Here is a 14180-nt window from a genome sequence, read left to right on the forward strand (position 1 = left end):
CGCCGTGGCGGTTTTCGTATGGGACAAACACAAGCGGCTGTTGATGCCGTGCAGCGAAAAGCGCGCGCGGTTGCTGCTTCAGCGCGGTCGCGCCGTGGTGCATAAACGTTACCCGTTCACGATTCGGCTCAAAGACCGGGTGGGTGGCGACACACAACCCTTGCGCCTCAAGCTCGATCCGGGCAGCAAAACAACCGGGCTGGCCGTGGTGCGTGAGGACGATGACGGGCAGCATGTGCTGTGCCTGTTTGAGTTGGTGCATCGCGGCTTCCAGATTAAAAAAGCCCTGCAACAGCGTGCGGCTTTTCGGCGTCGTCGCCGCTCGGCGAATTTGTGCCATCGTGCCCCGCGCTTTGATAACCGCACTCGACCAGAGGGGTGGTTGCCACCGTCATTGCAGCACCGCGTTGATACGGTCATGGCGTGGGTGCAACGGCTCAATAAGCTGGCGACGATTACGGCACTGGATCAGGAATTGGTACGCTTTGATACGCAAAAGCTGGAAACCCCCGAGATCAGCGGCGTCGAATACCAGCAAGACACGTTACTCGGCTACGAGGTGCGTGAATACCTGCTGGAAAAATGGGGGCGTGAGTGCGCTTATTGCGGCGCCACCAACACCCCGCTGGAGATCGAGCATATCGTGGCGCGCAGTCGAGGCGGTTCTAATCGTGTCAGTAACTTGACCCTAAGTTGTCACGACTGCAACACCGAGAAAGATCGCCAGCCGCTTGCCGACTTTTTCGCTACCAACAAAGGGCTCAAGAAGCGTCTGAAAAAATGCGGCCACACTTCTGAGGCGCGGCTTGAGCGAGTGCAGCGCCAGCAACAACGCCCGTTGCGGGATGCCAGCGCGGTCAACACCACCCGCTGGGCGCTATTTAACGCCCTCAAAGTCACCGGCTTGCCGGTCGCCGTGGGTACAGGCGGGCGCACGAAATACAACCAGCAGCGGCTCGGCATCCCTAAAACCCATGCCCTGGACGCGGCGTGCGTTGGCCCGATGGATGCCTTGCACGATTGGCAGATGCCAACGCTAACCATTAAAGCCACCGGACGCGGGAGTTACCAGCGGACACGGCTGGATAAATACGGTTTTCGCCGAGGCATTTTAATGCGCCAAAAGCAGGTACACGGCTTTCAGACCGGCGATATGGTCAACGCCATCGTGCCCACCGGCAAGAAAATCGGTACCCATACGGGCCGTGTCGCGGTGCGTAAAACCGGCAGCTTTAACATCCAGACCGAACAAGGTGCCGTACAAGGCATTTCGCATAAGCACTGCACCGTGATCCAGCGCGGTGATGGCTACGGCTATCACCTTTTACCGGCCATTAACCTGAAAGGAGATGCGGGGCAGGCGGTAGCGTAATCCAGGTCGTGCTTCGCACGACGCGCTATCCCTCCCGGCGCTAAAAGCACCGGGTTTCCCGCGCAAAATCTGATGAAAGCCAAAAACAGAACGCTGGACCGCATTGACCTCAAAATCCTGCGCTGCCTGCAGGAGAACGCGCGTATTTCTTACGTTGATTTGGCCGCTGAAGTGGGGCTTTCCACGACGCCGTGTTTAGAGCGCGTGAAGCGGTTAGAGCGCACCGGTATTATCCGCGGCTATCAAGCCATTCTTGACCCGCGGGCGTTAAAGGCCAATTTGTTAGTGTTTGTTGAAATCAGCCTGGAGACTCAGTCACCGGCGGTGTTTGACGAGTTTCGCCGGGCCGTCGAGACATTGCCGCAAATTCAAGAGTGCCATTTGGTCTCTGGCCATTTTGATTACATCTTAAAGTGCCGGATTCCGGAGATGTCAGCTTATCGGCAATTGCTGGGTGATGTTGTGTTGACCTTGCCCGGCGTGAAGGAGTCAAAAAGTTACGTTGTCATGGAAGAAGTGAAAGAGAGCTTTAGCCTGCACATGCCCGATATTGACGAGCTTGACGACAAAGCGTGAAACACCAAGGTAGAGGATAGCTAAGCGATGATGGATGACCAGGCGCTTTTGCGCTACAGCCGCCAAATTATGCTGCCCGAGGTCGAAATCGATGGCCAAGAGCGTTTGCTCAGCGCCCATGCGCTCGTGGTTGGTGCTGGTGGACTCGGCTCGCCGGTAGCGCTTTACTTGGCGGCTGCGGGTGTCGGTCAGCTCACGGTTGCCGATGCCGATGAGGTCGAAATATCCAACCTACAGCGCCAGATCGCCCATCAGCAGGCAGATTTGGGGCGCAACAAAGCGGATTCAGCCTGTGAAAGTGCCGCCGCGCTTAACCCCGGGTGTGAAGCGGTGGCCATCCATGAGCATGTGTCTGGTGATGCGCTCAGGACGCTGGTGGAACGGGTGGATGTGGTGCTCGATTGCACTGACCGCTTCTCTAGCCGCTATGCGATTAACGCAGCCTGCCAAGCGGCAGGGGTGCCCTTAGTCTCTGGTGCCGCTATTCGTTTTTCCGGTCAGCTCGCGGTGTTTGACCCCCGCGACCCGGCATCTCCTTGTTATGCCTGCTTGTATCCGCCTGATGAGAGCGGCGATGAAGCACTTTCCTGTGCCGAAAGCGGAGTCATGGCCCCGCTGGTCGGCTTGATTGGCAGCTTCCAAGCGGTGGAGGCCTTTAAGCTGTTAAGCGGCGCCGGACGAGTGCATACAGGGCTTTCCACATTTGACGGATTAAGCGGTCAGTGGCGCCATTTTCAGGTTCCCCGCGATCCCGCCTGCCCGGTATGTGGTAAGCCTTGAAACTCTGTAACGGCGAAGAGCCCATCATCGCGCCATTGCCGGAATCGGTCTTACACCGTTTTCCAAGGGCCATAACGGTCGGGTAAATCACGCCATTTAGCCCCTGAGCAAAGAATCCAAAAAATGCCGGTTAGCATTTGGCGGTCATCACGACATGGACGCCCAGTGGCTTTCGCGTGCGATACCACAAGGTCTTTGATGATCTCCGAGCCTTGATCAGAGATTTCGTAACCTCCTGCCATAAATCACCTATGCAACTGCTGCATAGAAAATATTAGCAAAATCGAGTTTTCAGACAAATTATAGTTAAAGCATTTGGAAGACTAAAAATATCACTAAATTTAATTATTCTATTGATTATTTTGGTTGAGTGATTTCTTTCCCATTTCTGATCTTTCTCCTTATTGCATAGAATTTAAATGATATCATGCGAAGTCTGTTTTAGACTGAGACAATAACTAAAAAACACTAACAAGGTGTTTTTTCTTTTACAACGAAAAACGTTTTTAGAGTTTAAAGTTTCTATTTAGTGATCCTTGATATTTATAATAAGTTTTGTGAAATCAAAAGATTTTACAAGACTTAATTTTGATAGTGATGATTGAAACTTAACTTTCTTCAGGCTTTGATATCATGGAAAAAATACTTCGTTTTTGTGACATTCTAATTGCCAGTACGGGTTTGCTCATTGGTCTGCCACTATTTTTATTAATAGCTTTGATCGGCTATTGGGATACAGGCTCTCCTTTTTTCTTGCAAGAACGAGTCGGGTATCGTGGCAGTCCGTTTGTACTGATCAAGTTTCGTACCATGAAGCGTGATACCGCATGGGTAGCTTCGCACCTGGCGGATGCTTCCTCAATAACGCGTTTCGGACGTTTCTTGCGTCGCACTAAGTTGGATGAATTACCTCAGCTATGGAATGTATTGAAAGGAGAAATGAGCTTGGTGGGGCCTCGCCCGTGCTTATACACGCAGAGTGAGTTGATCCAGGAGCGCTTCGAGCGGGGTGTATACAACGCTCGTCCAGGTATTACCGGTTTGGCGCAACTTAACGACATTGATATGTCTACGCCCCTGGTGCTCGCGGAAATGGATCAAAAAATGTTGGCAACCATGGCGCTGCCAGCGTATTTCCGCTATTTGTTCCTGACCGTTCTGGGGCGAGGAAGCGGAGATCGTGTGAAGCTATAACGCATACGAACTCCTGTAATCTTTTAAGGTAAAGAATGCATGCAGGCAATTGCAATCAGCACCTTTCCGCTATTGGTTCCCCTGGGTTATTGGCTGGGAATGGCCATTACTATTATATGGACAATTGCTGTCCTGAATATACGACGGGAGCGTGGCTTTTTAAGGAAGGTAATGGCGCGGGGCGATGGCCCACTGCTGGCGTTATTACTAGGAGTCGGTGTTGTCGAAATGGCGGTAGGTGCTTGGCATTCTACCCTGATGCAAGCCTTGCCATTGGCGGGTGCAGCGTGGCTAGCAGCCCTGGCCTTCGTGATGATCCGTGCTGTACCACCAAACCCTTCGGCATGGTGGGTAGGATTGGCGTTGAGCGGATTGGGCGTGGGGGGATGGGCGGCATGGCAAAAGTGGGGGGTCGGTTTAACCCGAGCGACAGGCCACCCACCGTTACACTCTATCTTCTTCGGCAACCTTGCGCTTTTGGTGGCTGTGCTATGTTTGGCCGGATTGGGTTGGGCCTGGCAGCAGCGATCAACGCGTTTTTTTTGGGTAATGCTTTTACTGGGTGGGGCGATAGGAGGGGGGCTAGCCTCGGCACTTTCCGGCACACGAGGCGGGTGGTTGGCATTACCGCTGATAATATGGGTGTTTTACTACGCTTATGCGCGCTTGTGGCGAGCACTATGGCGTTGGCTGGCACTGAGTATGGTAATAGCCGTGGTGGTGGCAATGTATGTTACGCCATACAGCGGTGTGGAAAAACGGGTGGAAAAAGCGGTGACCGAAATCAATGGCTATATCGCCGGCACCGACTACGGCTCCGTTGGGGCTCGTTTGGAGATGTACCGTGGTGCATTTTGGTTGATTGGTGAACGACCCCTAGTGGGATATGGGCATCAAGGTTTTCATCCCGCCATGCAGCGTCTAGAGGCGCAAGGCGTACTAAGTCCTGAACTAGGAAATTACTGGCATGCACACAACGACCTTCTGGATGCCTGGGTGCGCAAAGGCTTGCCAGGCTTTTTGATGACACTCGGCCTTTATCTCATGCCTATTTGGCTTTTTTTCTCAGGATTGCGTGCCAAAAGTGCTATTCAGCGCGCTTATGCCGTGGCTGGCATGTTACTGCCAATCGCGTTTATGAGTTTTGGTTTGAGCTATTCTTTTTTTGCATATCCGGCAGGAATTGCAGTGTATGCAAGTTGGCTAATCTTTATTTGGGTTCACGTTTCTGAGAAAGTGCCGCATTATCATCGCTATGTATACTCTAACGAAAAGCCTAGCGGCTATATTGTTGATGCCGATGCCTCTGATGGCAGTCATTTTTACCCTCGGATGGTGGATTCGTAAGCTAGGGAGATATCGCCTAGGGGGCAGCCTTATGACGCTAGCCATGCTTTTGCTATTGCTGGCGGCATGGGCGCCCGTTGCAGACAATCTGTTAGTGCCGTTGGAGTCTCAATATCCTGCCTGGGAGAAGTGGCCGGAAGACCGGAACATAGAGGCAGTGGTAGTGCTAGGGGGTGGATGGCAACCAAATCGCCCGTGGTCCATAACTGGCAGATTTAGCGAAAGTTCAGGGGTGCGTCTGATGGAAGGTCTGCGGCTGTGGTATCAACGCCCAAGCTTGCCACTTGTGGTGTCAGGGGGTGGCGGGAATTCAGAAATGACGATGGCCCACGGCTATGCCGAAGCCGCCGAGGCATTGGGCGTGCCCCGAATGCGTATCATGACACTGGTATCGCCCACTGATACTGCCGAAGAGGCCAAAGCGGTGCAGGCCTTGTTCGGCGAAAATGCACAAGTATTACTGGTGACCTCCGCGTCTCATATGCCGCGCGCGATGCGGCATTTCGAGGCGGCAGGTTTGTCGCCATTTGCCGCACCGACCCATTATCTGGCGGATCGAACTGAAGGGTTGGGTCTGGCTTATTGGCTACCTTCTGCAAGTGAGTTGCGCAAGACAGAAAGGGCCATCTACGAAGCACTTGGTCTTCTTGCCGTTCGGTGGGAGCACTAACTATTTTATCGGAAATTGTCCTTCTGCTTATCCAGGAGATAAGTAAGCCATGTTCGAGCGTATTTTAGTGGTGTGTACCGGCAATATTTGCCGTAGTCCTGTAGCTGAGGCATTTCTTCGACAGCGGTTACCCGAGCGCCGGATCAGTTCCGCCGGTTTGGGCGCCCTGGAAGGTAAGCCTGTATCACCACTTGCCCGTCAGTTGGCCGAAGCCGATGGTCTGGATGTTAACCATCATCAGGCACGACAACTAACAGTGGCAATGATACAAGAGGCCGATCTCATTCTGGTGATGACCGAGCGTCAGAGGCGGGCGGTAGGGCAACAAGCACCCCAAGCCTTGGGCAAGACACTATTGCTTGGACGTTGGTTAGATAGCGGCAAAGGACAAAATATTCCCGATCCATACCGCAAGTCCACGGAAGTTTTTGAACATATACATATGTTATTGAAAGATGCCTCTCTCGCTTGGGCGGAAAAACTCTAGCCAGCGACACTACAAACGGTTTTGCGGGCACAATCCCGTGCGCTGTGTGAATGTGATGAACTTTATCGTAAGCGGCAGGGACGGGGCATGAGGCCAAGCAACGGGCCGGGTATGAACACCAAAACGGTCAACTCACCAACAAGGTCGCGCGTTCTCCTCCGATAAGGCGCTATTCTTGTGGGTAGTAGGGAGATAGTAGGGAGATAGTAGGGAGATAGTAGGGAGATAGTAGGGAGGTAGTTGGAGGATAGTTGGAAGATGGTCGCTTCAAAAAGGGTTGCCGCTAGCTGACAGCCTTCATTGACAAAAGGAAAGGGGCCTTGGCGGGTAACGACGCCCCGCTTTCTCTTTTACCTGAAAGCCGAGGGTCTCGTTTATGGAGCAAGTATCGAAACCAACGCAAGCAAGTCGACCGTCCTGGTACGTTATTCAGTGCAAAGGCGGCGAATCTTTTCGTGCCGCCGAGAACTTAGCCAATCAGGGGTACGACGTGTTTCACCCCGTGATGAACATACCGCGCAAGCGCAACGGCAAACTCATCACGCTCAGCGAACCGCTGTTTCCGTATTATCTGTTTATCCGGCTGGATCAAATCGTCAGTAACTGGCGCCCCCTTCGTTCCACGCGTGGCGTGTTGCGATTGATCACTTTCGGCAATATGCCGATTCCCGTGGCGGATGCCTTGATTGACGCCATCAAAACGCATCCACACCAGCAGAAAGGCATACACGACTATTTCAGCCCAGGCGATAAAGTGACTATTACAGAAGGACCGTTTAAGGAGCTAGCCGCGATTTTCAAGCACACCAAGGGCGAAGAACGCGCGATCGTGCTGCTCAATATGCTGCAACGCCCGCAAGCCATTGAAATAAGCGTGCACCAGTTAAAGAAGTAGTGCCAAAGCCACGCCGCCAGGCGGGCGTAGCCAGAAAGGCATCCCGGCATGTTGACGTGCCTTGGGAACAAGTACCGTCGCAGGACGGAAGCGGGAAGTGGCAAAGTCAAGAGCCAGGTTCGCGGCGATGAACCATGTCGTCGGCTGCCATCGTATTTCCGATCCTCGCCATAACGCTTGTGCGTTTGGCTAGCGTTTTTGTCAGCCACCTGAAACTCTTCTTGTTCTACCACCATTGTACGCCTTGGCAGGGGGAGTTCGCCTAAGCCAGCGCCGCCAGGCGGCAATCGGCCCCCATCCTATACAGCACCGTCATCGCCCCTCTTACCCTTCCTCCAGCTCTCCTTCGCGCTGCAAGATACTCCTAGTGTATTGCAATATTATCCAAGCGTAACTGAGTTGTATCTGCAATCATTATTTGTGTGAGCGATTGAAGCTTTTGTCGCTCCACAACGGCACTGTGCAGGTTTGATGACTTAACCCTAGGAGAATTGTCATGAACAAGCTAATGCAAGGTATCGAGCGTTTCTGGAAAGAAGAAGAAGGTACCGAGGTAGTGGAATGGGCCTTGGTAGGAGGATTGATTGTGGCAGTTGGTGCCGCACTCTTCATCACCATCGGTGACAACGTTGCTACCGCACTCGGTTTTCTGGCAGAGCAGACCGATGCAGCGGCGACCGCTGTTGGGACTGCTGCTACTGCTGCTGAAGGCGAATAAGGCCAAGGATCAAGTTTTTGTATGATGTATAGGCGCCGGAGTTCCGGCGCCTCCCTTCATTCTCAGCTGCCGAGGAAATGTCCATGCCGTTTGATTCTCTCCTGATGATGTCGGCCATAATGCTGTTAATTGTGCTGGCAATGATTTTGGATTTTCGTCAACGGCGCATCCCCAACGCACTCGTTCTGGCCGGGGCCGCTACTGGGCTGCTGTTGCAGGGTTTACTGGCAGGCCCAAGCGGTGTCCTGGCCGCCATCACCGGGTTGCTGGTGGGGTTGGCGATCTTGATGCCTGGCTACCTGATGGGCTTTACCGGCGCGGGTGACGCTAAGTTGATGGCGGCAATCGGCACCTTTTTGGGGCCGTTGGGCGTATTGCAGGCGGGGCTCGCCAGCATTGTGGTCGGCGGAATCATCGGCATGGGCTTTGCCGCATCGGCCCTGTTCAACAGCCATACCGTCTCACCTTGGGGCCGCTACGGCCTGATGATGAAGACACTGGTAGTAACGGGAAAGCCGCTCTATATCGCGCCGCAAGAGGGCGAGGTAATGGGCAAGAAGTTTCCCTTTGCGGTGTCGATTGCTATCGGTACTACTGCCTGGATGATCTGGCAATAGCCGCTGGTAGGTTAAAAGGAAATACAACGGTAAAAACGGAACTCTAGTGGCCATTGCCAGGCCTTTCGCCTGCAAGTTAAAGATTTGTAACAAAATGTGAGGTCGAGCCATGCTTAAGGAAGCGTTGACGACAAGCGGCAGCGGCGCAAGCCATCCGGCGGCGCAGCGGGCGCCGCGCCCCGGCACGGTGGCGGAGACCGGCTTGTCGCTTTTGTATCTCGGTGATCTGCTGATCAAGCAGCTCTTCGAGCAGGGCGTGCTCGACCTGCACCAGCTTAGCCGCGAGAGTGCCCTGGCCGGCAGCGTGGTTGAAGAGGTGTGCCGCTTTCTGCGTGAGGAGGGGCGCGTGGAGGTGCGCGGCCAGGGCGCAAGCGGCGCGCTGCGCTTTGCCCTTACTGATCGCGGCCGCGCCTCGGCGTTGGAGGCGCTCAACCGCGACGGCTACAGCGGCAAGGCAGCGGTTACTCTTGAAGAGTACAGCGCCCGGGTACGCGAACAGGCGCTTAGCGAAGTGGGTATCAACCGCGACTCGGTGATGCAGGCCTTCGCCGATACCGTGATCGACCCGGCGCTGCTCGACCAGCTCGGCCCGGGCCTGCACTCAGGCCGTGCCATGTTCATCCACGGCCATGCCGGCACCGGCAAGAGCTATATCGCCAGGCGCCTGGTGCGGCTGCTGCCCGGCGACGTGCTGGTGCCCCACGCTATTTTGGTGGGTGGCAAGGCGCTACGCTGCTATGACCCTGCCGTACACAAGGCGCTGGACGACCCGGCCGAGGCGACGCCCGCTACGCAGCTCTACCTGGAACAGGGCCACGACCCGCGCTACGTGCGCTGCCACCGGCCCTGCGTCATCACCGGCGGCGAGCTGAGCATGGCGCGCCTTGAAGTGCAGTACGATTCTGCCACTCATATCCATCAGGCGCCGGTGCAGCTGCTGGCCAACAACGGCATGCTGGTGATCGATGACCTGGGGCGCCAGCAAATGACGCCCACCGAGCTTTTCAATCGCTGGATTGTGCCGCTGGAAGAGCGCCGCGACTTCCTGGCACTGAGTAACGGCTACCACTTCAGTGTGCCCTTCGACGTGGCGCTGGTGTTTTCCACCAACCTTGACCCGCTCTCGCTGGCCGATGCCGCCTTTCTGCGCCGCATCGGCTACAAGATCCGCTTCGCGCCGCTGGAGCGCGAGGCGTATCTGGCCATCTGGCGGCAACAGTGCCAGGCCCAGGGGCTGCCCTTCGAAGCAGAGCTCGCCGACTTCGTGATCGATGAGTTGCATACGCGCTTCGATACGCCGCTGCTCGCCTGCCATCCCCGCGACATCCTGAGCCTCGCCCAGGACCAGCTCGACTACCAAGGCCGCAACGCGCCGGATCGCGAGATTCTGCGCTGGGCCTGGCAGACCTACTTCGGCGACTTCTCCGATGTCTCAAAGGGGCATCATGAGGGAGAAGCTGCCACTAACCGGAGGGATGCACCATGAAACGCAAGGGTATTTTCGCCATGTTCACGCTCTCGCTGATCATGGCGCTAGGGGCTGCCGTGGTGGCCATGAGCTGGATGCAGAAGCAGGGCGACGACGAGGAGGGGCCAAATGATCTCGCCCAGGTAGTGGTAGCGACGCTACAGGTGCCTTTCGGCTCCACCGTGGAGGCCTCGGATCTCAAGATGGTGGCCATGCCCCGAGCGTTGGTGCCGCCCAACAGCTTCAATGACATCGAGAAGGTGGTGGGGCGGGTCAACAATCAGGTGATCTATCCCGGCGAGATTGTGCTGGAAGGTCGCGTTTCCGAACACCTAGGTGGAAGCGCACTGGCCGCGTTGCTCGAACCCGGCATGCGTGCCATGAGCGTGCGGGTCGATGACGTGGTGGGCGTGGCCGGTTTCCTGCTGCCCGGCAATCGGGTTGATGTGGTTTCCACAAAGCGCAACGGTAACCGTAATAGTGTCGAGACAAAGACGGTGCTGAGTAACCTCAAGGTGCTGGCGGTGGATCAGATCGCCGGCCAGGAGCGCGATAGCCCGGTGATCGTACGCGCCGTCACCCTGGCAGTCACCACCCAGGAAGCCGAAATACTGGCCGAGGCTACCCAGGAGGGAAAGGTGCAGCTCACCCTGCGTAACCCCCTGGAACAGGCGGAAGAGAACGACATAATGCTGGCCCAGCGCAAGACCCTCAATCTTCCAGAAATTTCGGAAGTCGAGGCACGTGCCGAGCCCGCGCAGCCACGGCGTGCCGCTCCAGTGCAGCGTCGCGTGGATGTGCTGCGCGGCACCCAGATGAGCAGCGTCAGCGTACGCCAATAGGCTACCAACACAACAGGGGAGAATCGCTATGATGATCAAGGACAAATACAGTAAACATCACGAGGTTATCAAGTGGTTGGCCCTTGTGTTGGTGGCGCTGCTGACGGCGGGTTGGGGGCTGGAGCTGGCGGCCCAGCAGCAAAGGCTAGATAACGACAATGCCCGTCGCGTCTCCATGCCGCTGGAAGGGCGGGCGGTAACGGTAGCCGTGGCGATCAACAAGGGGCAGGTATTGGAGTTCCCTCGCCCGGTGCGGATGGTTTCGGTGGGCAACCCCGATATCGCCGACATCGTGGTGATGGGCTCGCGTCAACTCTATGTATTGGGCAAGTCCACCGGCACCACCAACGTCGTGCTATGGGATCGCTCCGAAAGCGTCAAGGGCTCGCTCAACGTTACCGTCACCCATGACCTGGAGACGCTTAAGAGCAACCTGCACGAACTGCTGCCCGGCGAGAGCATCCAGGTGCGCTCCACCCAGGAGGGTATCGTGCTCAGCGGCGAGGTTTCCAGCGCCGCGCGGCTGGAAACCGCCCTGCGCTTGGCCAACCGCTACGCCGGCAGCGAGGAGGGCGCCGTGCTTAACCTGATGCAGGTGGGCGGCGCCCAGCAAGTGATGCTCGACGTTAAGGTGGCAGAAGTGTCGCGCTCGCTGGTCAAGCGCCTTGAAGCCAATTTTAACGTGTTTAATGTCGGCTCCTCGGCGCTGCGTCTTGGTGGCGTCAGCGGCGGTGCCAGCTTCCCCGATGCTGTTTTCGAGGGGGCGGAGGGACTGGGAGGCAGGATGCCGATATTCGGTGATGGCACGCCGGTTGGTCCTGTCATCGATGAGTTTGCCCCGGCCACCGCCACCATTGCTGATACCGGCATTTTCGCCAGTTACCAGCGCGCTGACTACCTGCTCAACCTAGTGCTGGATGCCGCCACGACTGAAGGGGTGGCCAAGATTCTTGCCGAACCTAACCTCACCACCCTTACCGGTCAGCCGGCCCAGTTTCTGGCCGGCGGCGAGTTTCCCATTCCCGTTCCCCAGGGCGACGGCCAGGTGGCCATCGAACACAAGGAGTTCGGCGTGGGGCTTGGCTTTCTGCCAGTGGTACTGGATTCCGGCACCATCAACCTTAAGGTGGATGTCACGGTCTCCGATCTGGTGCCGGCCAACAGCCTTCAGGTGGGCGTGGGCAGCGGAGTGAGTGCGCAGTTCTTCGTGCCGGCGCTGACCAAGCGAAGTGCCAGTTCTACGGTGGAGTTGGCCACCGGCCAGACCATCGCCATTGCCGGCATGCTCAACGAGAGCCTGCGAGAGAACGTATCCAAGCTGCCTGGCCTCGGTGAAGTGCCGCTGCTCGGGGCCCTGTTTCGCAGTCAGGAGTTCGTTAAGGAGCAGACAGAGCTGGTGATCTTCGTCACCCCACGCCTGGCGCGCTCCTTCGAACCGCAGCAGGTACGCCTGCCCACTGGTTCCTTCGTGCCGCCGAGCGACCTGGAGTTCTATTTGCTAGGCAGCTTTCAGCCGATCAGGGAGCGAGGTAACCCATGGCCGCGTCCAACGAGCCTGGACCTGGAACTGATGACGAGCCGCCGTGAGGGCGGTACCGAAGGGAAGTTCGGCCATGACCTCTGATCGCTATGTGTTCCCTTTTACCGGCTCGGGAGAACGCGCCATGTTCCATTCCACTTTACGTCGTCCGTCCACTAGGGCAAACGCCACCATACTTTGCCGCTTGGGGCTAGCCGTGGCCGTCACGGTGTTGCTGGCGGGCTGCACGGCACCGCGCCCAGGCGCCGACCTGCCTCCCTTTGGCGATAGCGTGCGCCACACCAAGCAGATCCAGACTTACCAACTCGGTGATGAGGTGACGCCACTGAGCGGCGACAAGGCGGCCGAGGCAATGCGCACCTATCGTATCGCGCCGGTGGGTGGCGGTCAGGCACCCACTTCCACGCAGTGAACATATTCAGGGCATTTATTCATAACAGTTTTAATGACAGGTAGGTGACACCATGCGCAAACGGCTCGAGATATTGTTAGCGGGAAGGGCCCAGGAAGAGCTGAAAGCTCTGGAGTCGCTACTGCGCAGCCAGAGCGATATCGAGGTGCTTTCCCGGCTGATGATTAACGGCAACGTCGACCCGTTAGCCGGTGTCGCCCCGCTACCCAATGCCCTAGTGCTGTTAGTCGGCGATCACTGGGAGGCGGAGTTAACGGCGCTGTGCGAGCGCCCGGCCAGCGAGCGCCCACCACTGCTGGTGGTGGGGCCCAAGGGTAACGTGGAACTGATTCGGCTCGCCATGCGTGCCGGAGCCCGGGACTTCTTCTCACCGCCCATCGACGATGGCGAAATCATCCAGTTTTTGCGTGAACTCTCCCGCGATCGCCCGCTGGAGCCGGGCCGAGCTTCGCGCACCACAGCAGTGATCAACGCTAAGGGTGGCTCTGGTGCCAGCCTAGTGGCGGCGAATCTGGCGCACTGTCTGGCGCGCTGGGAGCGCAATACCGTGCTGGTAGACATGGACGTGCAGTTCGGCTCGCTGCCGCTCTATTTCAATATGGTGCCCGATCACGGTCTAGTGCGCGCGCTGGAAGCTGCCGACAGCCTCGATACTCTGGCGCTGGAGGCCTACTTGCAGCGCCATGAGAGCGGGCTGGCGCTGCTCGCCTCCTCGCCGGGGGACCACCTAGGGCTCAGCGAGGTGCCCGAGTCGCGGGTCGAGCAGTTGCTGCAGGTGCTCACGCAGGCCCATGAGGAAGTGGTGGTAGATCTGCCGCGCTGGTTCAACGGCGCTACCGCCTGGGTGCTGGAGCACGCTGATAACGTGCTGGTGGTGATGCAGCAGAGCGTGGCCCACCTGCACGATGCCCAGCGACTGCGCGACATCCTTGTCCATGAACTGAGGATTTCCCCCTCGCGGATCAGCGTGGTGGTTAACCGTTATGACAGAAAGCACGATGTCGACCTCGGTGCCATCGGCGATGCCCTGCCAGGACTAACGCTGCGCACCCTGCCCAACGACTTTAAGCGTGCCAGCCTCAGTATCAACGTGGGCAGCCCCTTGCACGACATCGCGCCCAAGGCACCGCTCACCCAACAGATCAAGGGGCTGGCCGAGGCACTGGACGCCCCGTCGCCGGGCGCTGGCCCGAGCCGGAAGCGCTCGCTGTTGAGCTGGGCTCTGCCCGGGCGACACTAAAACACCGTCGTCACTAACAAGA

15 protein-coding genes and 1 pseudogene are annotated in these 14180 nt (G+C 57.0%); 15 read left to right on the forward strand and 1 reads right to left on the reverse strand.

The window, feature by feature from the left end; genetic code table 11:
* Nucleotides 1-4 precede the first annotated feature (4 nt).
* From iscB to QC823_RS11060, 3 genes are all read left to right on the forward strand, one after another.
* Nucleotides 5-1372 (forward strand): RNA-guided endonuclease IscB, encoded by a 1368-nt coding sequence (gene iscB, locus QC823_RS11050; protein WP_309656401.1) that lies wholly within the window; start codon nt 5-7, stop codon nt 1370-1372.
* A gap of 72 nt (nt 1373-1444) precedes the next feature.
* Nucleotides 1445-1948, forward strand: a complete 504-nt coding sequence (locus tag QC823_RS11055; protein ID WP_309656402.1) for an Lrp/AsnC ligand binding domain-containing protein — start codon at nt 1445-1447, stop codon at nt 1946-1948.
* Between the two features lie 27 nt (nt 1949-1975).
* Complete coding sequence (locus QC823_RS11060; protein ID WP_309656403.1) at nt 1976-2728, forward strand: HesA/MoeB/ThiF family protein; 753 nt, start codon at nt 1976-1978, stop codon at nt 2726-2728.
* Nucleotides 2729-2781: 53 nt separating this feature from the next.
* On the opposite strand, the pseudogene QC823_RS11065 reads toward QC823_RS11060, so the two are convergent.
* Nucleotides 2782-2970, reverse strand: a pseudogene (locus QC823_RS11065) (transposase); the annotation flags it as partial.
* Nucleotides 2971-3361: 391 nt separating this feature from the next.
* Here QC823_RS11065 and QC823_RS11070 point away from each other — a divergent pair.
* The 12 genes from QC823_RS11070 (at nt 3362) to QC823_RS11125 (ending at nt 14158) form a co-directional block, all read left to right on the forward strand.
* Nucleotides 3362-3922, forward strand: coding sequence for a sugar transferase (locus QC823_RS11070; protein ID WP_309656404.1), 561 nt, complete (start codon nt 3362-3364; stop codon nt 3920-3922).
* A gap of 171 nt (nt 3923-4093) precedes the next feature.
* Complete coding sequence (locus QC823_RS11075; RefSeq protein WP_309656405.1) at nt 4094-5269, forward strand: O-antigen ligase family protein; 1176 nt, start codon at nt 4094-4096, stop codon at nt 5267-5269.
* 31 nt (nt 5270-5300) lie between these two features.
* Nucleotides 5301-5939 carry an ElyC/SanA/YdcF family protein gene (locus QC823_RS11080; protein WP_309656406.1) on the forward strand — a complete coding sequence of 213 codons (639 nt, stop codon included), beginning with the start codon at nt 5301-5303 and terminating at the stop codon, nt 5937-5939.
* Between the two features lie 49 nt (nt 5940-5988).
* Nucleotides 5989-6426 carry a low molecular weight protein-tyrosine-phosphatase gene (locus QC823_RS11085; protein WP_309656407.1) on the forward strand — a complete coding sequence of 146 codons (438 nt, stop codon included), beginning with the start codon at nt 5989-5991 and terminating at the stop codon, nt 6424-6426.
* Nucleotides 6427-6802: 376 nt separating this feature from the next.
* On the forward strand, nt 6803-7321 hold the full coding sequence (gene rfaH / locus QC823_RS11090) for a transcription/translation regulatory transformer protein RfaH (protein ID WP_309656408.1): 519 nt from the start codon (nt 6803-6805) through the stop codon (nt 7319-7321).
* 496 nt (nt 7322-7817) lie between these two features.
* Nucleotides 7818-8039, forward strand: coding sequence for a Flp family type IVb pilin (locus tag QC823_RS11095; RefSeq protein WP_309656409.1), 222 nt, complete (start codon nt 7818-7820; stop codon nt 8037-8039).
* Between the two features lie 83 nt (nt 8040-8122).
* Nucleotides 8123-8656: an A24 family peptidase gene (locus tag QC823_RS11100; protein WP_309656410.1), complete on the forward strand. Its 534-nt coding sequence runs from the start codon at nt 8123-8125 to the stop codon at nt 8654-8656.
* 109 nt (nt 8657-8765) lie between these two features.
* Nucleotides 8766-10142 carry an AAA family ATPase gene (locus tag QC823_RS11105; protein WP_309656411.1) on the forward strand — a complete coding sequence of 459 codons (1377 nt, stop codon included), beginning with the start codon at nt 8766-8768 and terminating at the stop codon, nt 10140-10142.
* Complete coding sequence (gene cpaB / locus QC823_RS11110) at nt 10139-10966, forward strand: Flp pilus assembly protein CpaB (RefSeq protein ID WP_309656412.1); 828 nt, start codon at nt 10139-10141, stop codon at nt 10964-10966. The genes QC823_RS11105 and cpaB overlap by 4 nt, the downstream gene beginning before the upstream one ends.
* Before the next feature lie 28 nt (nt 10967-10994).
* Nucleotides 10995-12590, forward strand: a complete 1596-nt coding sequence (locus QC823_RS11115; protein WP_309656413.1) for a type II and III secretion system protein family protein — start codon at nt 10995-10997, stop codon at nt 12588-12590.
* Nucleotides 12580-12918, forward strand: a complete 339-nt coding sequence (locus QC823_RS11120) for a hypothetical protein (protein ID WP_309656414.1) — start codon at nt 12580-12582, stop codon at nt 12916-12918. Before QC823_RS11115 ends, QC823_RS11120 begins: the two co-directional genes overlap by 11 nt.
* A 52-nt stretch (nt 12919-12970) precedes the next feature.
* A complete protein-coding gene (locus tag QC823_RS11125; protein WP_309656415.1) occupies nt 12971-14158 on the forward strand; it encodes a CpaE/TadZ family protein in 1188 nt (395 codons plus the stop codon).
* Nucleotides 14159-14180 lie beyond the last annotated feature (22 nt).

Origin of the sequence: Vreelandella vilamensis, assembly GCF_031451755.1 — a bacterium.
Taxonomy (GTDB): Bacteria; Pseudomonadota; Gammaproteobacteria; order Pseudomonadales; family Halomonadaceae; genus Vreelandella; species Vreelandella vilamensis.